Source organism: Janthinobacterium sp. P210006 (genome assembly GCF_036231885.1).
In the GTDB taxonomy this organism is placed as follows: domain Bacteria; phylum Pseudomonadota; class Gammaproteobacteria; order Burkholderiales; family Burkholderiaceae_D; genus Janthinobacterium; species Janthinobacterium violaceinigrum.
On the sequence record NZ_JAZARD010000003.1, the window covers coordinates 131,874 to 155,460 of the forward strand.

Genomic DNA, 23,587 nt, shown 5'->3' on the forward strand with positions numbered 1-23,587 from the left:
GATCAAGGCAGATGGACGTGGCGTGGCTGGCTGGACAGCCGGCCGCCAACACCATCGGCCAGCCTGAACGCATCGGGAATGAGCTCTTCTTGCCGCGCCGGCAAATCGCCGCGAAGATGAGCGAGTTTCCGCTGGTGGCAGGCTGGTTAATGGCAATGTTTTCATTCAATATCTGCTTCGATGCCACAAGCGAATACCGATATATATAAAAATTTTCCTGAAGATAAAATTAATACTTGTGAAATTTTCAACACCTTTCAGTCACACTTAAAAAATCCACCAAATTTTTAACATACTACGCCCACTTAATTAAAGAGCGAGGTCGGACTATCATCGATATTCGATCCATACCATACATACCGATGATATCTGAGCTGGAGTAAGGGGCACTTACGCGGGATGAGAGGCAGGAAGGAAATGAGGGGTAAATCTGTCGCTCAGACACTGAGCAAACATTATTCCAAGAGCCAAATGGCAGACGCATACCGCTTACTGAATCACTCAAACTGTCTTTTTATCCAACGCAGCATGTCTGCGACGACACCTTGGGGAGGAGAAACCCATTCAGGAGCAAGGAATTCATAGACATCGTCATAGTGCGCCAAAGGGCGCACCGGCATCAATGCCATCGGTACCAGGGGGCTGTCGATTTGGACGGGGATACCCCTGATCCAGCATAGCTTGGTCTGCAGCACACCCAGATAGGAAAGGAAATTTTCTTCGGACACATCCGCACTCTTGATGCGCGCACTTCGCGTCTGTATGAAATTCTCCAGGCCAGCTTGCTCACGTTTAAGCAACAGGGAGAAAAAATCCTGGCCTGCAGCACTGTCGGCACGATCTGGCTTGCGGCCGTTCTTGGCCACCTTCTCAATTTTGGACAGCAAGGCAACGTCGTCACCGCGCAATGCAAGTTGGATCATGTGGACATGAAATGCAGTGAGAGTGGGGCCGTTACGCTGTCGAACAAGCTGTTCGGTTTCCGCAACTGCGAGTGCGGCGATCACTTTCTCGTTGTCGGAAAGCATACCATACAACAATTCACCTCCAACACAGAAGCTCGCGCCACCACCCTGTCCAATGCTCGCCAGTGCCAACCGGCTAGCGAGATAACAGTTCTGCTTAAACTTATCGAGATTTCCTTCCACGAAGAAACCGCCAATGGCGCTAATACGCGCGTGTTCAGCCAGAGTTGTGAGAACAGCACCTAGCCGCATTTTCTTGCGCCGATACATGTAGCTATCAACGGAGTCGGCAACTCCCCCCTCCAAAATTGACAAAAGATTTTTCAACCTGTCTGCTGGACTACGTTCCGCCATCACGTCCTACCTCCGTTTGATTTTATGGTCACTGCCACATTATCGCTACATCTGTAGCGCCAGTTTAGTTGAGGTATTCGCTCCATTAAGTTTTATCAGGGCGGGGGCTGATCCCGCATTCGTACACAATCTCAACATTGGCCGTGCCGACCTGCGGCAAGTTGCGCTTCATCCAACGAAGTCGCTGACCCGCTCCGACGATTTGGCGTTCTTAGCGCTCGCAGAACGTTTCAGCCTCAAGACGGCGTCATTGGTTTATCCGCTGCCACAGGCCGACGAAGCGCTGGCGACCTGTCCTCCGGGCGCTTTGACGGCGCCGCCGTGCTGCACCCCGGCCTCAGGCCCTGAGCCATAATTTCCTGCTTGGCCGCTGCCATTGATCCAGGCCGACCGGAAGGAATACGAAACAAGGGCGCTCCCAGGTAGAGAGACGGGATCAGGTCCGCCATTACGACACGGCCTGAGCCATACCGACATAGGAACCTCTGCGCAAGCTCAGTGCCAATGTGCATTGCTCAGATACCGTCTACCGCATGACGCGACCACTACGACTTGAGTTCGCCGCTGCTCTCTAGCACGTTACTTCACGCGGCGACCGGCGTCGCACCATTTACCGGGATGATACCGATCGTCTTGCCTGGCAAAAAGTGCTAGCCCTGGTATGCAAGCCGCACCATTTTGTCATGCATAACTTCTGCCAAATGGGCAATCATTATCATCTGCTCGTTGAAACGGTCGAGGCAAATCTGTCGCAGGGCATGCGCTAACTGAACGGCTTATATACCCAGCATTTCAATTGGCACCACCAGCTTGTCGGACAAATATTGCAGGGCCGCTACAAAGCTATCTTGGTGCAGAAAGAAAACTATCTGTTGGAATTGGCACACTACATCGTACTGAATCCGGTCCGGGCGCACCTGGTGGCACCGCCCGATGAGTGGCACTGGAACAGTCATCGCTATTTTTTGGACGACGCGCCAGCTCCGTACTGGTTGGCGCGTGACCGGCTCTTGAGCCAGTTTGGCGCTACGCGCGACGAGGCGGTCGCCAACTATTCTCGGCTTGTAGCGGCAGGTATGGGCGAAACTAGTCCGTTCGCCCATACCTGCTACCAGAGGCTTCTGAGCGATGACGCCTTCGTTTCGGTACATCAGCAGTCGCAGCGCTCCAATACATTCAAAGATACGCCAAGGCAGCAGCGCTACGCGGTCACACTGTCACTCGGGGCAATATCACGCCCGTAATAGCGCCAGAGACGAGGCAGTGGCACACGCTTATCTGCAACCGCTTTACCATCTCCCACACCGCCGCCACTTTTCACGTCTCGAGCAGGGCAGTCTGTCGGACCGTATCGGCATTTAATAAAGCGCAACTTGCTGCAGATCGCGACGGCCAAGGCTGAGATCGGGTACGAATACCAGACCTACCCCCGGCCCCCAAGGCCTGTTTGACGGGATCAGGCAGGTCGATACTATCAATCATGCATCAATTTTGGGCGAGGCATAGGTGCTGGTATAGGTACCTAATACGCCCCCTGTTCGTCAAACGAGCACTGGCACACGCCCCCATCCGTAAATAATATATAAATTAAAAAATCTTTAAAGCCTTTAGATCACACTTAAAATCTCTCAACTCAACCTCATCATCAATCATTAAAAACAAATCCTCCAATTTATTCAGCCTTAAAATTTCATCAATCTCGCCACGATGAAAATCGAAAAATCGTTGCGAACCTCTACCAGAATCAACAATGAGAGATACAACATGAATCATTAAATATTCAAGAGGCTGCTCAATACCATAATTAAATTGCTCATAGGCATAAGCATATTCAGATTCATTATCAGCCCAAAAATCCGCTGCCGAATTCATACGATCAATACGATTTCGACAATATCTATAGGCATACTTAAAAAACCACCATTTTATTATTTTGTAATTCACTCGCATATCATCAGGAAGGTAATCCTCAAGAAATTCATAGCTCATTTTTTCACCCCATTGGCATAATCCCTAAATGAAGGAGTAACAACCGTCTTTTTACCCAACGTAACACCACGATTATCGACCACCTCAACCTTAATATTTGGATACTTCTTCATAAATTGTTCGACCACTCCCAAGCAACTATCACATGCTGGCCTTTCCGTCAATATTTTAACCCGCCCATTGGTAGAAAAATTACTCCCAAGAATATCAGCAATATTATCTAATATTTTGTACTCAGAGTCAGTAATTCGATCAATGCTTCGACCACTAACATTCTCGATTTTTTGAGCAAAGAAATTACCCCCTCCTTTTCCAACCAACCCTTTCTCAGCTTCATCAACAGCACTATGAGCCGCCATAGTCTTAGGGAGGCCCTCAATATCCACATTAGCAATCGCCATATTTCCGCTGCTTTTGTTATCAGATCGCAAAGCTGCGCGCAATTTTTTTACTTCAATGGCCATAGAAGCTGTTTCAATATTATCTGCAACAAATTTACCGCCAACTTTATCAACAATCTTCTTTGATGCTCCACCAAGCAACATATATGCAATGTCTTTATCTGTGGAACTAATTGATTGAGATGCACCCACCACAATCTCATCCTGAGAAATTCCATCCTTTAAAAGATTTATTTGCTGATCAATTACCTTAATACTACCAACATCACCTTGATAAAGAATTTTAGCATCATTCAATGCCACAATTGCAGCAGATATCGCATCAAATTTATCGCCACACTTATTCGCACAAGGCACTCCAACATAGTCATAAGCTTTAGTAACTTTTTTGCTTGCAAATTCACCTGGCGTCTTGGCACCGAATCGCGCCTGTTGCTCTGGAGATAATGAATTATCTTTATTTCCATTAAGAAATGGATTGGCACGTTCAGCGGCCGTCGCCACAAACAACTCTTTCGGTTTTTTTTCAGAAATATACTGCTTTGCGACTTCATCACTCTTGCCGGCGCGACCTGCATGATCGTCGACAACAGCATAGCCTGCAGACAATAGCCGTTGAAATGATTCTTCTAAAGATATTTTCTCCCCTGTCTTTTCAGAGAGATATTGCATATATTTTTTCGCATTTTCTTTGGCCCATTGCCGTTCAGTTGGATGCAACTGTCGATTGTTCAGGTCAGTATTCAGTGCGCTTGCCGTACCGGCTATACCACCAGTCACTGTACCAATTGCCGTTGCAGTCACTGCTCCCAATGCCTGCTTAACTGGCTCAGGCAGATCCATACCATCGATCATCTCACCGATCTTGGGCATGGCAGCAGCGCTGGCTCCGGCCCCAAGCGCGCCACCGACACCTCCCGCAAGTGCACCGGCCGCCGTATGCGCAGCAACACGATAAACCCCGCCTTCCTCCCATTTCGCAGCCTCCGCCAGATCGCCCGCATCCCTGGCATCTTTCATTTTCCTGTCTGCGTAATCCCCGATCTCCTTCGCAGCCATTGAACCGAACGCCGCCGTGATTGTCATCTGCGCCTGCGTTTCCTTCTCCAGCTTCTTGCCGTCCCATGCCTTATTTAGGGCGCCACTACTATCCTTCTCAGTGCTGACGTCACGGTTCAGTTCAGCCAGCATTTCCGTCGCCGTCTTGCCCGTCAGCGCTTGTTGCTTCTCTGCATCCGTGATGAGAATAGTGCCGCCGCTTATGCCCGAACCCGTCGTGCTGCTCTGGCTGCCCGATACGCTACCGATACCGGCCGAGCCTCCCGGATTGGACTTCATCTTCGCTGCGTCCTTGCCTTCAGTCGTTTTGGCTGTGCTCTGATCGCCCATCTTGCCGCTGACGGATCCGCTCAAGCTGAACCCGCTAGCCGAATGCTCATCCTTGTTTTGCAGCTCGCTCGTCGTCAAAGTACCTGTGATCAGCGAGTTCTTGCCGTCCGTGATCGCCTTGCCAGTGCTGGCAATCACACCCGCCTGCAGGTCGGTATTGCCGGTGACGTTGATCTGGAAGCCGCCGTCGCCCGCCTTGATGCCGCTTTGTTCCGTAACACTGGCAAAGTCGCCGCTGGCCTTGCTTTTCGACACGCTGCCGCCGACACTGCTGGCCCCATAGCAGAACGGAGGAATGCACAAGCTCATGTTGAAACCCGCGCTGCTGCTCTTGCTGGCGTAGGTGCTTGTATCCTGCAGGCTGATAATGTTCAGGTTGCCGCCGATGGCGCCCTTGACCGTGTCTGCCGCCAAAATCGCGCCTTGCAAGGTTGTGTCGCCACCACTGATGATGGTCGCAGTCTTACCTGCCGTCACATAGGTGTTGGTGTAGTAATTGTCCGTGCCATCGGCCTTGCCGCGCGCCTGGTTTGCCGCGATATCAAGGCTGAAACCATTTTGCGTGCCGCCAAAGGTATAGCCGATGCCGATGCTGGAACCGCTGCTGCTGTTCTTGCTCGTTTGCGTCGCCGTATTTTGCGCCGCGAGCAAGTTGATCTTGTCGTCAGCGAACAGGGTGAGATTGCCGCCCGCGCCAATCTTGCTGCCGGCTACCGTCAAGTCACTGTCCGCCCCTCCACCTGTCGCAACGATGCTGACGTTGCCAGCCGCATTGACGGCGCTGCCAACCACCGTGCTGCTGCTCTGATGCATCTCGCTTTCGCTCTTGCTGCTGCCCAGGCTGACGCTGATCTTGATGCCGGCCGTGTTGGTCAATCCCTTCGACGCCATGCCAGCCAGATCCGTGGCCTTCGATGCCAAAGTCACGGCCGCCAACGCCTGCATGCGCGAGTCTTTCGTCTGTTCGGCTGCTTTTGCCAGGCTGCCGATGCTTTTCACAGCATCGACAATTGGCACGTTGACCGTACCGCCAAGGGCCACCTTGCTGAAAGTCGTGTGCTGCTCGCTGGCATTGCTGTTATACGCCTCCTTGATCAACACGTTCTTGCCCACGATGCTGATATCGCCAGGCAAGCCGCCATTCGCACCCGTGCCGGTGGCCAGCACTTCGCTGGCCGTCTGCGTGTACGTCTCGCCCGCGCGCAGCGACACATTGCCGCCCAGGCTGGCAATCTGGCTGCCCACTTGCGCCACGCTTGTGCTCTTGCCATCGCTGGTGGTTTTGACGGTGCCGAAAGCCGGCTGGTTGATGCTGCCGATAAAGCCGGACTTCTTGCTGAAGCTGCTCGACGTCGTGTCCTTGTCGTTCTCGGCGCTGACGATGCTCAGGTTGCGCAAGGCGGTCAAGTCAATGTTGCCATCGGCCACTACCGTGCTGCCCTTGATGGCGACGTCGCGTCCGCCCACCATCGTCACACTGCCACCACTGACGGCACTGCCTGCCTGGTTCGTGGTGCGGCCATCGTCGGCCTGGCTGGTCAGCGACTTGCTCAAGCCAAAGGCGCCGCTCTTTTTCACTTCCTTGGAATGGATTTCCTTGCCGTCCAGCCCGACAGATTCGATGCTGATATCGTTTTTCGCGATTAAATTGGCTGCCTCGTGCGCAAGGATCGAGGAGCCTGCCACCATGAGGTCATGCCCGGCGGCGATATCGACGGTATTACCCGTCAATGAAGTCCCCTGCGCGGTGCTGGTCTGCACGAGATCGCGTGTAGTCGTCGTTTTGCTGGAAAAAGTACCGCTCTTCTTGACCTTGCTTGCCACATCCAGACTGTCGGTGGCCACGCCATTGACCAGGCTGATGTCATGGCCCGCCACCAGTCCCAGCGCCCCGCCCGCCTGCACTTCGGCCGCACGCGCCGACAGGTCATGGCCCGCCTGAAAATTGACATCGCCAGCGCCGATAATCTGGCTTCCCACTTCACCTGTTTTGCTTTCTTTGCGGTAATTGTCTGCATTGCGCACGTCATCGTGCGTCGACGCGACGGCGACGGTGTTGAGGGTCAGGTTATTGCCAGCAATCACGCTGGTCAGGCCATTCACGCCCGCGTTGGCGATAACACCACCCGTCACCGTCACATCGCGCCCTGCCTGGGCGATCAGGGCATTGCCTTCACCCGTGCCTGTCACGTACATGCCGGCGACTTTATCAACGACTGTGCTGGTATCCGTAACAATACTGCTGTCGGTACGTCGCTCTCTGCCGGTGCTGACGGTGGTCGTAACAATGTTGATATCACGTCCGGCACTGGCCAGCAATTGCGTTTCGGCCACGATGCTACTACCGCGGTTATTGATATCGTTGCCTGCAATCAATGTCACTTTATCGCTTTGCACCTCGCTCGCCATATCCTTGACGCGCGCTGCTGAAAGGCCTTCACTGGCAGAGGCAACGACTGTGGTCACGCTCAGGTCACGCCCAGCAGAGATAGTGGTAGCACCGCCTTTGCCAGCATTGCTGACGATGGCGCCGGCGATACTGACGTCTCGCCCGGCCGATAGCATCATGTTGCTACCGCCTGATTCGCCTCCGCTGACATACAGGCCCGCCACGCGGTCAAAATCGCGTCCTTGACCAAACGTCGCTGTGGCGATATTGATATCGCGTCCGGCGCTTGCCTGCAAGGTGCTGTTGGCCGAGATGGTACCGCTGATGTTATTCAAATCGTTACGCGCTGCAATGCCAACGGCATCGCCGTCAATGCGGCCGCCCAGATTATTCACATTCTCAGCATTCAGCAATACCACATTGCGTCCGGCGATGGTGCCACTATTGGTCAGATCGCCCTTGATATTGATGTTGACGTCCTTGCCTGCCAATAGCGCGCCCATGCCATCGATATCATCGGCGCGCAAGCGCACATACACTTGCGGCACCAGCGCCTTCTGCGTGCTGCCATCGGCCAGCGTCACTTCGCGTTCAACCAGCCAGACAATGTCACTGGTCAATGCCGCCATCTGTTCAGCCGTCAACGCCACGCCAGGGCGAAGCCCCCATTGCTGGGCATAACTGACGCCGGCATCCATCAGGCCACGGTATTGTTCCTCGTCGTTCGTATAGTCGCCGGTGAAACGGTGGCCGGTCAGGTCGGCCAACTGCTCCCTGACCAACTGTTGTTCATAGAAGCCATCGCCCAGGCGCTTCTGTGTGACAGCCGGGTCAAGCTGCACCTTGCTGCTCATGTAGTCGGACCCCGTCCAGGTACGGTAGCTGGCGAAACGTGGATCGGTCTCGACCAGATAATGCGCCGAGGCCGACGGGCTGATCTTGAACAGGCTGGCGTTCGGCAACTGCACGGGCTTGGCGCCCGTCCTGACCACCTCGGCCTTGCCATGCGGATTCGCCAGCGCCACCTGCTGTATCTGCGCGGATCGTGCCTGGCCTACCGTGGCGCCGGGGGCAGCCTTCGCCGCCGCTCCCACGGCCGCACCAATGCTGGCGGTTTCGCCAGTATTGATGTCAGTCTGGGCGACAGCGGCCACGCCATCCGCCTTCAATACCGCTTTGGCGGCGACCGCGGCGATACTGTTTGACTTGCCGGCATTGCCTGTCCGATCGCTGCCAGCCGGACCGGCGCCATTTGCGATCCCTGCGGCACTTCCCACTGCCGCCACTGCCAACTTGCCGGCATTGACAACACCACCAGCGCCACGCACCGCCTGCACGCCGCTATTGGCAACTTCGCCGATATTGGCGACCAAGCCCGCGTTATCCGTTCGGTCGCTAGCGTGTATGCCTGCAGCGGCATGCACGCTTTGTGGGCCGCTCTGAGTACCGGCCTCCAGCTTGCTGGGATCCGCAATACCGGCAACAGGCACTGTTCCCGAGGCCGCTCCGGCCGACGCACCCGACACCTTGTCAATACTGCCGTGTTGCCCGGCCGTACCGGCACGGCCGGCAGCATCAGGGGCCTGGACGGCGTTTGCCTGATCAGCACGGATTGCGGCGCCGTTCGTCTCCAAGGACGTCTGATCGATAGTCGAGACATGACCGGCTCCACCTGCACCAGAGACCCGATCGACGACGCGGCCGCCTACCGTCCCCATTGCCCCGGCTTTGCCCGCCTCACCCAATGCATTGCTACCAGACGAACCGCCAGAGCCGGTTACAGCATTGGCGGATTCTCCACTAGTAGGGTTAACGCCTGCCATCGTCAAGGTGGCGCTGCTGACGTTGTTCAATGAAACCTGCACCTTGGTAGCGCCAGCCGCATTGGGAGCATCGCTGGAAGTTACTCCCTGCCGGCTTGCTACGCCATTGACAGGTGCAGGTACGGGATTGCCGCCGGAAACAGGGGCACCATTAATGACTTCTACCTCATGAACTTCTCCCTTACGGAAGTCGTTACTTGGGCCAAGGTTCGACTCTAAATCTTCGACTAGATCCAGGTGCTCATACTCATAGTAGGTGTCTGTACCTACTTTGGTGATCAACGTCTGGTTCCCGGTGTAACGATTCTCTATCTTGTTTTCAACGTTCAACGTCTTGCCAGCGATAAAACGGCTATTTTCGTTAACGCCCGTATTCGCGATCACCGTCAGATTTCCACCTGCCGTTATTAACGCTGGATCAGACTCGGTCACTGTGCTGGTAGTGATCGTGCGGCTATACGTTCGCCAGATAAATTCGCTGAACATGTTTCCATGCACATAGAGTTCAAGTTCACGGCTGGAATTGATCTTGGTATAGACTCCAGGACTTCCGTCTGTATATGTGTTACCGTCATAGGGCATGAACTCTGAGAAATACTCTTTCTTGCCTTGCGTCGTGAATTCAACCTTGAAGTGGTTGTTCAGCAAATAGACTTCGTTGGACCATAAGGCCAGATCGCCAAGCGCCTGAATCGTCGCACTGGCATTAGTCAAGCTTCCAGCCCGACCGCTGGCCCGGCGATTGGTATCCAAGCTACCGCCGATGGCCATATCGCCTGAGCTGAAGATCAACGCATGCTCGCGGTTGCTGATTGTCGTGGCGCCGATATCCAGGCTGCCGCGCGAAGCGATGGTCGCGGCGACGCCGCCTTCGACATCGTTATTCAACCTGCCTGCGGCGATGCTCAGCTCACTACCGTAGATGCGTCCGCTACCAATATTATTCAGGGTGCCCGCGTCGATCTGCGTGTACACGCCATCGATCACCCCGCGGTTAATCAGCGTGCCGCCTACCCTCACCTGGCTGAGATTGGCGTTGATGTCGCCGCTCGCGGTGTTATCGAGATTGCCGGCATTGATCGCCAGCGTGTTGCCTGCCTGTACTTTGCCTGCATTGACGAGATTGCCCGAAACCGCCAGCGTAGCGTTACGATTGGCAATCACTTGCGCCCCGGCATCTACCGTGTAGTTGCCAACCAGGTCGAGATTCAAGTCGCCTTTCGACATCACGTTGCCGGCGCCGCTCAAGGTCGCCGCCCGGATGGCGGCCAGCTGGCCGCCAATCAAGGTACCGCCGGCATTCGCTATCGCCAGAGTACGATTGCTGCCATCGTCCTGCACACTGACGGCATTGTTTGCGCTGATGAGACCAGCAGTGTTGTTCACGCTGCCGCTACTGCGGATAGTCAAATTATTATCAGCACGCAAGCCACCCTGGCTATTGTTCACGCTTGCCGCAGACAGATTGACGTCCCGCCCCTCTATTCCCTGGCTGGCACCCTGTGTGGATTGATTGACAATCGCGCCTGCGCCCAGGGTTACCGTGGTGCCGCTGCGGATCAGGCCGGAGGTATTGTCGATCGTGCCGCTCCCCGCCTGCAAGCCCAGGTTACCCACGACTTGTACTTGTCCACCCTGATTTCCCAGTCCCCCAATGGCAAGATCGAGGCCAGCAGTCGAGACTATTTTCCCGTTGCGGTTATCGATATAGCCGCTGCTGCCGCTGACCTGGCCGGCAGAGCCGAAGTACCCGCCAACGTTGTTCCAGCCGCCTGTCGCCAAGGTCACGCCAGCGCCGCTGCTGATGCCGCCCGCCGCACCCGGATGACGTACCGCATAGGCCGACGCATTGTTGTTATTCAAGGTCTGACCGTGCGTGTTGAGCACCAGCGGGCCTCCTGCCTGGAGCAGGCCGCCTTCATTGTTCAGCGCCCCCGTCTGCAAATTCAGTGTTTGCGTAGCGGCAATAGTCCCCAGGGAATTTCCCAGCGTCTGGCCGTTTGTATCAATACTGACATTGCGGCCCGTAATGCTACCCGCCTCCGCATGGCCTGCCGCCAGAGAATTGCTGAGGCTCGCGCTATGCACGGTGATGTCGCCACCGGCCTGTATTTTCCCGCTATCGTTGAGCAACTGGCCCGTACTGGCGATCAGATTGCCCGTGATACTGGCCAGTTTGCCGTCCGTATTGTCGAGACTGGACGCGCTCAGGTCCAGATTGCCATTGGCCGCCAACAGACCAGCCGAATTGTCGAGCGCCTGCGCAACCGTTACCGTCATGGCACCACTGGCGGTCAGAGAGCCGCCATGGTTGAGCAAATGCCCCACCTGAAGCGTGGCGTTGCTGCCGGCTGCGATCGTGCCGCTGGTATTGTCGAGGCTCGTGCCAGCAGTCAGCTGCAGCGTGGATGTGCCTGCAGCCTGCAAGGTGCCGCCCTGGTTATTCAGCGTCTGTGCGCTCACCGTGGCATTGCCGTTGCTGGCGATCTTGCCGCCTTGATTATTCAGTGTTTGCGAGGCAACGATGCTACTTGCGCCCTGCCCCAGTTGAATCAGCTCGCCTTGATTGTTATCCAGGTTGCCTGTCTTGATCGTCAGTTGTCCAGCTTGCGTGCTGGCATTGCGATGATCGATGCTCGTTGCGGTAATATCCAGTTTCCCGTTGGCCGTGATCTGGCCCCGTTGCCCATTGAAGGCCCCCACATCGATGGCCAACAAGCCGTTGCTGGCGTGCTCAATTTTTCCGCCCACATTGGCCAGGGTGCCCGCCCCCAGTGTCAAGTTGGTACTGTTGACGGCAATACGGCCATCGGTATTGTCAAGAATGCCGCCCGGTGCCCGCATCGCGATGGAGGTATCGCCACTACCGCTTTGCACGATACTGCCCTTGTTGTTGCTCAAGTTCGCTGTTTGCACCTGCAACTGCCCGGCAACAATCTCGCCCGAGCTGTTATTCCAGCGCTGCCCACTATTGGACTGTGCCTCAACACTCAGAGTGCCGATGGTATTGACGATGGCGCCACTGGTACTGATGTTGCCGCCGGTAGCTGTCAGCGCGATATTGGCACCGTTGCTGAGGCTACCGTCCAAGTCAAGCGCACTCCCCTTGAGAACGATATTTCCCGCCGCTAAGTTCTGTCCTGCTGCGCGCAAATCCTGCCCTGTCGTGATCGCAAGATTGCCCGTCGCGGCCAGTTTCCCATCCGCCTGCATGCCTGCCGCAATCAAGCCACCCTTGCTGCTGTCCAGGCTGGCTGCGGAAATGCTGGTATCGCCCAACGCAGCAACCACACCGCTGTTGCTGAACTTGCCAATAGCGGTCAGTGTCTGAGTACCGCCCGCGTACAGGCTGCCCGTGCTGGTGACATTGGCTGCTTGTGTCAACAAATTAGCGCCGGCAAATACACTGCCGCCAATATTGCTGAAGTCCTTCACATGCAAGCTGGCATTGCCAGTCAACGCCTGCAAGCTGCCGCGCGCGTTATTGACATCGCCCGCCGTCAACGACAGGCCCTTGCTGCCGGCCACGGTACCATCGCTGTTATCCAGTCCCCCGCTTGCACCCACCTCCAGCGAGCCGCCGGACACGATGCGCCCGGATTGGTTCAACAACAGGCCCGTGTCCAGCACAGCGCTGCCGTTACTTTCAATCTTGCCGTTTCCGTTATCCAGGCTGATGCTGGCCGTAATCGATGCCTTGCCGGTTCCCAATTGCAAGAGTTCGCCGTGGCGGTTGTCCAGCGTCGCGGTCGCAAAATTTACTTGCTGTGCAATTGCGCTACCGTTGCGGTGATCCACATAATCAGCCCGCACATCCAGTGCGCCATTACCCGTAATCTGGCTCCGCTGCGCATACAAGTTCGCCGCGCTGATCGTCAGTGTGCCGCTACCGGCGTGCTCGATCTTGCCATCCGTATTCGTCAACTTCGCTGCTTTTAATTGCAAGTTCTGGCTGTTGGCGGCAATGCGTCCGCCTGTATTGTCCAGGGTGCCGCCAGTTCCTGTCAGTACAATGGCGCTGTCGCCGCTCCCTGTCTGAATAATGCTGCCGCCGGCATTGTTTACATTGGCCAAGCGGAAGTCGAGCTGTCCGGCGTTCAAGCTACCTTGCTGGTTGAGCAAGGTTTGACCGTTCTGCGCACTGGCCATGATGCTCAGCAGGCCCGGCGTGCTGACCGTGGCGCGCGCGGTGTTGATGTCACCGCTACCGGCGGCCAAGGCGATATTGACACCGCTGGTCTGGCTGCCCGAAAGATCAAGCGCCGCACCGTCCAATACGATGTTGCCGGCAGCGAGATTTTTCCCGCCTAGCTGCAGGGCACCGCCAGCGCGGACACTCAAGTCCCCCGTTTGCGCCAACGATCCGTCCGTCTTCAATCCCGCGGCAAGCAACCCGTTGCCCGTCATGCTGCCCACTACCACAGTGGTGCTGCCCAGCGCCGCAATGGAGCCCGTATTGACGAGCGCACCCGCCACCTTCAGAGACTGTTCGCCCCCGGCATACAACAGGCCGGCATTATTCATGTCGCCGTATACCGTCGCCGTCAGAGCTGTCCCGGCGCTGATTTCACCGCCAGTATTAAGGAGGCTGCCGGCATCGATCCCCAATTTTCCTTTCCCCGCCTGCAGCACGCCATGCGTATTGTCGATGGCTTGCGCTGTCACCTGCGAGGTTTCCCCGCCAGCAATCACGCCCCCCGTATTGTTGAGCGCACCGAGCATCAGGATACTGGCATCGGTGGCAGCATTGATGCTGCCCTTGGTATTATCGAGTCTGGCGGCCGTGACTTGCAACAGACCATTTGCCGCAATGATGCCACCACCGTTTTCCAGACCTTGCTGCACGTGCACTTCGGCCTTGCCGGTCGTCTGCAACTTCCCGCCCTGGTTATTCATCGCCGCGGCCTGAACAAGCAGCTGGTTTGCCGATGTAACTGCCTTACTGTGATTAAATTCCCCAGCAGCGATATCAACAAGACCATTACCGATAATCGTGCCACCGCTACCATCGAGTGTTGGCGCCTTGATAGCCAGGCTTCCCGTACCCGCATGTTCAATCTTGCCGTCCTTGTTGGTGACGGTGACGGCATCGAGGGTCACGTTCGCGCTGTTGACGGCGATGCGGCCGGCCGTATTGTCCAGACTGCCGGTGACGATGCGCGTGTCGCCCGTGCCAGTCTGCAAGATGGTGCCCTTGGCGTTGTCCAGGTTGCCTACATGCATATCCAGTTGACCGGCCTGCACCGTGCCTTCCGTGTTGTGCAAGGTGGCGCTCGTTGTCACATTCAGCGTGCCCGCCGTTGTCACGACCGCCTTGTTCGTGCTGACGTCACCCATTGTTGCCGTCAGGCCGATGTTCGCGGCGCTGGTCTGGCTACCTGCCAGATCCACGCTGGCGCCTGTCAGGGTCGCCTTACCCGCCGCCAGGACCTGGCCGTGCGCGGCCAGCGTTTGTGTCGTGCTGATCGTCAGGTCACCGGTCATGCCCAGCTTGCCATCGGCTTGCATGCCGGCACCGAGCAAGCTGCTTGCGCTGCTGTCGAGGGTTTGCGCCGTCAGGCTGGTGTTGCCCTGTGTTGCGATGACGCCCGTGTTGACGATGGCGCCTGTTGCCGTCAGGGATTGATTCCCAGCCGCATACAGGCTGCCCGTATTGCTCAAGGTATCAAGCGTGGTACTCAGGTTGCCGCCGGCAAACACGTTGCCTGCGGTATTGTTCAAGTTCGCAACAGTCAGGGTAGCATTGCCGGCCACGGCTTGCAGCTGGCCCTTGGTATTGTCGATATCGCCACCGTTCAATGCCAGGTTGCGCCCGGCTGCCACGGTACCTTCCGTGTTATCCAGGCTACCGATGCTCGACTCGGCATCCTGTGCCGCCACGATGCGACCCGTGTTGTTCAGCAAGGTGGTTGCCTTTACCAGCGCATCGCCGTTACCCTCGATCTTGCCGCCCGTATTGTCCAGCTGGCCGGTGGCCGCCACCGTCATCAGGCCGGTACCCGTCTGCGCCAGGCTGCCAGCACGGTTGTCCAGGCTGCCGGCGTTGATGGTCAGCTGATTGGCCACCGTCGTCGCCTTGCGGTGGTCGAAGGTGGCTGCCGTGATATCCAGCTTGCCATTGCCCGTGATCTTGCCATACTGGTTGTTGAACTGGCCCGCGTTGATGGCCAGCACGCCCGCGCCTGCATGCTCCAGCTTGCCATTGACGTTCGTCAACACCATCGCGTTCAAGGCCAGGTTCGCGCTGTTGGCGGCGATGCGGCCCGCCGTGTTGTCCAGCTTGCCTGTCGTGATGACGGTGTCGCCTGTGCCCGTCTGCACGATCTCGCCGCTGGCGTTGTTCAGGTTGGCGACGTTCAGCTGCAACTGGCCGCCCACCAGCTGGCCCTGGCTATTTACCAGTGACTGGGCGTTATGTGCGTTGGCCGTAATGGCCAGCACGTTACTCGCGGAAATCACCGCCTTGTTCGTCACGACATCGCCAGTAGTTGCCGTGATGGCGATGTTTGCGGCGCCCGTCTGGCTGTTCGACAGATCCACACTGGCCCCCGTCAGCGTCGCACTGCCTGCCGCCAGGTTTTGTCCGCTCGCTTGCAGCACGCCATCGGCATTAATCGTCAGATCGCCCGCCGTACCCAGGCTACCATCGGCTTTCACACCGGCGCCCAGCAGGCCGCTGCTGGTGACTTTGCCAGCGGTAATATGGGTGTTGTTGACGGAGGCAATCGATCCCGTGTTGTTCAGCAATCCCCCCACCGTCAGTTGCTGGTGGCGGCCCGCGTACAGCAGGCCAGCGTTGTTCAGGTCACCGCTCACTTTCGCCGTCAAATCCGTGCCGGCACTGACTGTCCCTTGCTGGTTCAGCAAGGTCACAGCGTCCAGACGCAAATTGTCCGCCTGCAACACGCCGCGCGTGTTGTCGATATTCACACCGCCCACATGCAAGTCAGCAGTCGCTGCCATTACGCCATCGGTATTATTCAGTGTCCCCTTGCTGACGATATCGGCCGATGCAGCCGAGGTGATGCGGCCCTTGCTGTTGTCCAGCACGCCCGCTTGCAGATTCAAAAGGCCCGTGCCTGCATGTTCGATCTTGCCATCGCGGTTCGTCAGCGTGGCCACATCGATGTTCAAGTCTTTGCTGTTGACCGCGATGCGGCCCGCTGTATTGTCCAGATTGCCGGTGACGATATTCGTGTCACCCGTACCCGTCTGCAAGATAGTGCCCTTGGCGTTATCCAGATTGCCCGCATGCAGATCGAGCTGGCCCGCCTGCACCGTGCCTTCCGTGTTGTGCAAGGTGACATTGCTCGTGATGCTCAATGTGCCTGGCGTCGTCACCACCGCCTTGTTCGTGCTGACGTCACCCGTTGTTGCCGTCAGGCCGATGTTGGCCGCACTGGTCTGGCTGCCTGCCAGGTCCACGCTGGCGGCTGTCAGGGTCGCCTTGCCCCCAGCCAGGTTCTGGCCGTGCGCGGCCAGCGTTTGTGTTGTGCTGATCGTCAGGTCGCCACTTGTGCCCAGCTTGCCATCAGCCTGCATGCCCGCGCCAATCAAGCTGCTTGCGCTGCTGTCGAGAGTTTTCGCCGTCAGGCTGGTGTTGCCCTGCGCCGCGATCACGCCTGTGTTGATGATGCCGCCGCTGGCGGTCAAGGTCTGGTTGCCGGCTGCGTACAGGCTGCCCGTGTTGTTCAGGCTGGCCAGTGTCGCATCCAGGTTGGCGCCGGCAAACACGTTGCCTGCGGTATTGTTCAAGTTCGCCACGTTCAAGGTGGCGTTGCCGGCTACGGCCTGCAATTGCCCCTTGGTATTGTCGATATCGCCACCGGACAGTTGCAGATGGCGCCCCGCTGCCACCGTGCCTTGCGTATTATCCAGGCTGCCCACCGTAAGCTCGGCGTCCTGCGCCGCCACGATGCGGCCCGTATGGTTCAGCAATACCTGGGCGTTTACCAGCGCATCGCCATTGCCTTCGATCTTGCCGCCCGTGTTGTCCAGCTGGCCGGTAGCGCTCACCGTCATCCGTCCGGTGCCTGTCTGTGCCAGGCTGCCGCCGAGGTTGTCCAGGCTGCCGGCATTGACGGTCAGCTGATTGGCCACCGTCGTCGCATTGCGGTGGTCCAGGGTGGCTGCCGTGATATCGAGCTTGCCATTGCCCGTGATCTTGCCGGACTGGTTGTTGAACTGGCCCGCGTTGATGGCCAGGATGCCCGCGCCAGCGTGCTCCAGCTTGCCATTGATGTTCGTCAACACCGTCGCGTTCAAGGCCAGGTTCGCGCTGTTGGCGGCGATGCGGCCTGCCGTGTTGTCGAGTTTTCCGGTGGTGATGACGGTGTCGCCCGTGCCCGTCTGCACGATCTCGCCGCTGGCGTTGTTCAGGTTGGCCACATTCAGTTGCAGCTGGCCGCCCACCAGCTGGCCCTGGTTGTTCACCAGTGACTGCGCGTTGTTCGCGTTGGCGGTGATAGACAGCAGATTGCTAGCGGAAATCACCGCCTTGTTCGTCACGACATCACCAGTAGCTGCCGTGATGGCGATGTTTGCCGCACCCGTCTGGCTGTTCGACAGATCCACACTGGAACCCGTCAGCGTCGCACTGCCCGCCGCCAGGTTCTGTCCGTTCGCTTGTAGCACGCCATCGGCATTAATCGTCAGATCGCCCGCCGTACCCAGGCTGCCGTCCGCTTTCACGCCAGCGCCCAGCAAGCCGCTGCTGGTGACTTTGCCAGCGGAAATAATGGTGTTACCAACGGAGGCGATGGAACCGCTGTTCTTCAGCAAGCCACCGGCCGTCAGTTGCTGATGGCGGCCTGCATACAGCAGCCCCGCGTTGTTCAGGTCACCGCTCACTTTCGCTGTCAGGTCCGTACCGGCGCTCACTGTTCCCTGCTGGTTCAGCAACGATGCCGCATCGAGACGCAAATTGTCCGCCTGCAATACGCCACGCGTGTTGTCGATAGTCACACCGCCCACATGCAAGTCGGCAGTCGCTGCCATCACGCCATCGGTATTGTTCAGTACACCTTTGCTGACGATGTCGGCCGACGCAGCCGAGGTAATACGGCCCTTGCTGTTGTCCAGCACGCCTGCCTGCAGATTCAAGAGGCCCGTACCCGCGTGCTCGATCTTGCCGTCCTTGTTGCTGACGCTGACGGCATCGATGTTCAAATCCTTGCTGTTGACGGCAATGCGTCCGGCTGTATTGTCCAGATTGCCGGTGACGATGCGCGTGTCGCCCGTGCCCGTCTGCAAGATAGTGCCCTTGGCGTTATCCAGATTGCCCACATGCAAATCGAGCTGGCCTGCCTGCAACGTGCCTTCCGTGTTGTGCAGGGAGGCGCTCGTCGTCACGTTCAGCGCGCCCGCCGTTGTCACGACCGCCTTGGTCGTGCTGACGTCACCCGTTGTTGCCGTCAGGCCGATGTTCGCGGCGCTGGTCTGGCTACCTGCCAGATCCACGCTGGCGCCTGTCAGGGTCGCCTTACCCGCCGCCAGGACCTGGCCATGCGCGGCCAGCGCTTGTGTCGTGCTGATCGTCAGCTCGCCTGCCGTGCCCAGTTTGCCATCAGCCTGCATCCCGGCGCCAATCAGGCTGCTTGCGCTGCTGTCGAGGGTTTTCGCCGTCAGGCTGGTGTTGCCCTGCGCCGCGATCACGCCCGTGTTGACGATGGCGCCGCTGGCGGTCAAAGTCTGGTTGCCGGCAGCATACAGGCTGCCCGTATTGCTCAAGGTGTCGAGCGTGCTGCTCAAGTTGGCGCCGGCAAACACGTTGCCTGCGGTATTGTTCAAGTTCGCCACATTCAAGGTGGCGTTGCCGGCCACGGCTTGCAATTGGCCCTTGGTGTTATCAATGTCGCCACCGGACAGCTGCAGATGACGTCCCGCCGCCACCGTGCCCTGCGTATTGTCCAGGCTGCCCACGTTCAATGTGGCATCCTGCGCCGCCACGATGCGGCCCGTGCTGTTCAGCAAGGTGGTTGCCTTTACCAGCGCATCGCCATTGCCCTCGATCTTGCCGCCCGTGTTGTCCAGCTGGCCGGTAGCGTTCACCGTCATCAAGCCGCTACCCGTCTGCGCCAGGCTGCCGGCACGGTTATCCAGGCTGCCGGCGTTGATGGTCAGTTGGTTCGCCACCGTCGTCGCATTGCGGTGGTCGAAGGTCGCTGCCGTGATATCGAGCTTGCCATTGCCCGTGATCTTGCCGGACTGGTTGTTGAACTGGCCTGCGTTAATCGCCAGGATGCCTGCCCCCGCGTGCTCCAGCTTGCCATTGACGTTCGTCAACACCGTCGCATTCAGGGCCAGGTTAGCGCTATTGGCGGCGATGCGGCCCGCCGTGTTGTCGAGTTTGCCGGTGGTGATGACGGTGTCGCCCGTGCCCGTCTGCACGATCTCGCCACTGGCGTTGTTCAGGTTCGCCACGTTCAGCTGCAACTGTCCGGCCACCAGTTGGCCCTGGTTGTTCACCAGAGCTTGGCCATTGGCAGCATTAGCGGTGATGGCCAGCACGTTACTCGCGGAAATCACTGCCTTGTTCGTCACGACATCACCAGCAGTTGCCGTGATGGCGATGTTCGCCGCACCCGTCTGGCTACCCGACAGATCGACCGATGCACCTGTCAACTGAGCGCCGCCTGCCGCCAAGTTCTGTCCGCTCGCTTGCAGCACGCCATCGGCGTTGATGGTCAAGTCGCCTGCCGTACCCAGGCTGCCATCCGCTTTCACGCCAGCGCCCAGCAAGCCGCTACTGGTCACTTTGCCAGCGGAAATAATGGTGTTACCAACGGAGGCAATGGAACCGCTGTTATTCAGCAAGCCACCGACCGTCAGTTGCTGGTTGCGGCCCGCGTACAGCAGGCCAGCATTCGTTAAATCACCGCTGATGCGCGCGGTCAGGTCCGTGCCGGCGCTCACTGTTCCCTGCTGGTTCAGCAAGGTCACAGCATCCAGACGCAAATTGTCCGCCTGCAACACGCCGCGCGTGTTGTCCAGCGCATTACCACCCACCTGCAGGCCAGTGGTCGCGGCGATCACGCCATCGGTATTGTTCAGTACACCCTTGCTGACGATGTCGGCCGACGCAGCCGAGGTGATCCGGCCCTTGCTGTTGTCCAGCACGCCAGCCTGCACCTGTACACTGCCATTGCCGGCAATGCTGCCGCGCGTATTGTCCAGCGCCTGCGCTACGTCCACGCGCATCTGTCCTGGTCCCGTCTGCTGCATGGTGCCGTCGCGGTTGTCCAGATTGCCGGCCTGCACGGTGACCTGCTGCCCGGACGTGATTGCCTGGCGGTGATCGAGCGTGCCCGCCTGGATATCAACCAGCCCATTGCCTGTCACCTTGCCCCGTTCATCATCGAAGCGCGTTGCTTCAAGGTGCAAGCTGCCCGTGCCCGCGTGCTCGATGCTGCCGTCGCGGTTGGTCAGCTGTTCCGCCGTCAACGCCAGGTTGGCACTGTTGACGGCAATGCGTCCGCCCGTGTTGTCCAGGGTGCTGCCTGTTAACTCCGTATCGCCAGTGCCCGTCTGGATCAACGTACCGCCGCGGTTGTCCAGCGATCCCGTTTTCAGGTCCAGCTGACCCGCGCTCAAGGTGCCGCGCACGTTCGACAGGGCCTGGCTGCTGCCGGCCGCCGTCACGGACAGCAAACCCGTGGTCGTCACCAGTGCGGTATCGGTAACGACATGGCCGGTACTGGCGTTCAGGGTAATCGCCGCGCCGCCCGTCTGGCTGCCGCTCAGATCGATGGCGGCAGCATGCATGCTGGTCTTGCCTGCCGCCAGATTCTGGCCATGGGCGCCGATCGCTTGCGTGGCCGTCAGGGCCAACTGGCCGTTGCCGGCCAGGCTGCCGTCGGCGCGCACGCCGGCGCCCAGCAGGCTGCCGGCCGCGCTGTCGATGCGGCGGGCATCGATGCGGTTGTCGCCTTGCGCAGCGATCACGCCGCTGTTGCTGATCGCACCGCGCACTTGCAGCGCCTGGCTGCCGGCCGCATACAGGTTGCCACTGTTGAACACGTCGCTGGCCTGGGTGGCCAGATTGCCGCCGGCAAACACGCTGCCGGCAGAATTGTTCAGTTTTGCGACCGTCAGGGCCGCATCGTCCGCCAGCGCCTGGATCTGTCCCCGCGTATTATCCACGTCGCCACTGTCGAGGCGCAGCTTGCCGCCGGCCGCCAGGGTCGCTTCCGTGTTGTCCAGCACGCCCGTCGACAGCACCACATCCGTGGCCGAGACAATGCGGCCCTTCTGGTTTTGCACGCTGCCCGCCTGCACGCTCAAAGCGCCATTGCTTTCCAGCGTGCCACCGCGATTGTCCAGCGCACCGCGCACCTGTACGCGTGTGTCACTCTGGCCGCTCTGCGCCAGACTGCCGCCCCGGTTGTCCAAGGTCCCGGCGTCAATGCTGAGCTGCCCCGCTACCGTGCGGGCATCGCGGTGATCGACCTGTTCCCCACTCAACGCCATGGCGCCATTGCTGACGATGCTGCCGCGCTGCAAGTTGATCTGCGCTGCGCCAATCTCCAGCGCACCCGTGCCCGCATGCTGGATCTGCCCGTCCTGGTTGCTCAGACTCGCGGCCTGCAGGCGCAAGGCCTGGCTATTCGTGGCGATGACGCCGCGCGTGTTGTCCAGCGCTCCCGGCAATTGAATAGACAGGTCGCCAGCACCCAGCTGCGTGAGCTGGCCGCCTACGTTCGACAGGTCGTGCGCATGCACGCCCAATTGCTGGCCCGTCAGTTGCGCCGCATCGCTGCGCACGGTGCGCGCCGCGTCCAGCTGCAGGCGTTCGCGCGCGCTGACCTGCGCGCGGCCCGCGTCGAGGTCGCCCGCGCTGGCGCCCAAAGCCACATTCACGCCCGACACTTGCGCCCCAGTTAAATCGAGCTGACGCGCCGCCAGGCTGCTGTCGCCGCCCGCCACGGCTGTGCCGTGCACGGCAATGGTGTCGCCAGCAGAAACGTTCAGCTTGCCGCTAGCCGTCAAGCTGTTGTCCAGGTTCAGACCTGCGGCCAGCACGGAACCCGCCGCCCCGTCGATGCGCGCCGCGGCACCCGTGGCGTGCACCTCGACATTGTTCTGCGCGCCGATCACGCCGCTGTTGGCAATATTGCCCTGCGCCTGCACCTGGCTGTCGCCGCCCGCATACACGGTACCGCTGTTGGCCACATCGCCCGTCACCGCAATGCTGGTCTGGCTGCCGCTGCCGGCCGACTGGATGTTGCCGCTGTTGCTTAACCAGCCATTCGATTGCAGCACCAGGTTGCCGGCCGTGGCCGCCAACACGCCCGCGTTGCGCACGCCCAGGCCCGCTTCCGTGCCGATCAGGGTGATCTTGCCCGCGTACATGCCGCCCAGCTGCGCCACGTCCAGCGCATACGCCGGGGCCGGCCCTACGCCAGCCGCGGCACCCGCCACACCATGCGCCGCATCGATCTGGTTGCTGCCCGTCACCACCTTCAGTTCCTGCGCCCAGATGCCGCCATTGATCTGTGCGGCGCGCGCCAGGATGGCCGTGTAGTCGCTCAGCGACGTGTCCAGGCCGCGGCCGTTGATGGTGACCACGCCGCGCTGCACCATGTAGCCATCCAGGCTGCCATCGTTGAGCATCGGCGTGCCCGTCGTCAGCACGACCCGGCTGGCGTTAATAAAACCGCCGCCATCGACGCTCACGCCGGCCGGATTGGCGATGACGACTTCGGCCCGCTGGCCCGCCACTTCCACATAGCCACGCAGCTGGCTGGGGTTGGCCGAGTTGACTTCGTTGAGGATCACGCGCGCGCTACCGCCCGCCAGCCATGGATTGCCTTGCACCCAGCCACCCGTCTGCGTCTGCACGTTGCCGCGGCTGTTGTTGAGGATGGCGCCATTCGCCGTCACGTCGAACTGGCTGTAGGTGTTGCGCGATACACCTGCCGCGCTCGGCGTCTGGATGTTCACCTGCGTCACGCCGTTCGCGCTTTGCACCACGGTCGGGCGCTGGCGGCCCGGCGCGTTCGGATCGGCCACGATCTGTCCCATGGCCGGGCCCGCAACAAAACTCACCATGCCCAGCGCGGCAAATATCGCCAAGGCCAGCGGCCGCAAGCGCCCATTGAGCCCGCCGCCCCCATCGCCTTCAAACACGCCATGCGTCAAGCTGCCTTCGCCCTTGGCCGCCTTGCCTTGCGAGGATGCATTTTCGGCGACGACCATCAGTTGGCCACGGCGTTTATTGAAGATGATGCGGTACAGGTTCTTGTTCATGAAATGTCCTAATGACAATTAAATGATGCG

The 23,587-nt window shown here is 58.9% G+C and carries 5 protein-coding genes; 2 read left to right on the top strand and 3 right to left on the bottom strand.

Going from position 1 to position 23,587, the window contains the following annotated elements; translation table 11 throughout:
- Positions 1-11 precede the first annotated feature (11 nt).
- On the top strand, positions 12-209 hold the full coding sequence (locus VPH41_RS14670) for a hypothetical protein (RefSeq protein ID WP_328570601.1): 198 nt from the start codon (positions 12-14) through the stop codon (positions 207-209).
- Positions 210-497: 288 nt separating this feature from the next.
- Here the strand turns inward: VPH41_RS14670 and VPH41_RS14675 are convergent, their stop codons facing one another.
- Positions 498-1,319, bottom strand: a complete 822-nt coding sequence (locus VPH41_RS14675) for an Imm49 family immunity protein (RefSeq protein ID WP_328571225.1) — start codon at positions 1,317-1,319, stop codon at positions 498-500.
- Between the two features lie 848 nt (positions 1,320-2,167).
- On the opposite strand from VPH41_RS14675, the gene VPH41_RS14680 reads away from it, so the two are divergent.
- Positions 2,168-2,563, top strand: coding sequence for a hypothetical protein (locus VPH41_RS14680; RefSeq protein WP_328570602.1), 396 nt, complete (start codon positions 2,168-2,170; stop codon positions 2,561-2,563).
- A 343-nt stretch (positions 2,564-2,906) separates the two neighbouring features.
- Here the strand turns inward: VPH41_RS14680 and VPH41_RS14685 are convergent, their stop codons facing one another.
- Positions 2,907-3,308 carry a hypothetical protein gene (locus tag VPH41_RS14685; RefSeq protein ID WP_328570603.1) on the bottom strand — a complete coding sequence of 134 codons (402 nt, stop codon included), beginning with the start codon at positions 3,306-3,308 and terminating at the stop codon, positions 2,907-2,909.
- Positions 3,305-23,557: a two-partner secretion domain-containing protein gene (locus tag VPH41_RS14690; protein WP_328570604.1), complete on the bottom strand. Its 20,253-nt coding sequence runs from the start codon at positions 23,555-23,557 to the stop codon at positions 3,305-3,307. The genes VPH41_RS14685 and VPH41_RS14690 overlap by 4 nt, the downstream gene beginning before the upstream one ends.
- Positions 23,558-23,587 lie beyond the last annotated feature (30 nt).

Coding starts and splice junctions, on each gene's coding strand:
- VPH41_RS14685 (WP_328570603.1), bottom strand. CDS start 3,308: ATGAGCTATGAATTTCTTGAGGATTACCTTCCTGATGATATGCGAGTG.
- VPH41_RS14690 (WP_328570604.1), bottom strand. CDS start 23,557: ATGAACAAGAACCTGTACCGCATCATCTTCAATAAACGCCGTGGCCAA.
- VPH41_RS14670 (WP_328570601.1), top strand. CDS start 12: ATGGACGTGGCGTGGCTGGCTGGACAGCCGGCCGCCAACACCATCGGC.
- VPH41_RS14675 (WP_328571225.1), bottom strand. CDS start 1,319: ATGGCGGAACGTAGTCCAGCAGACAGGTTGAAAAATCTTTTGTCAATT.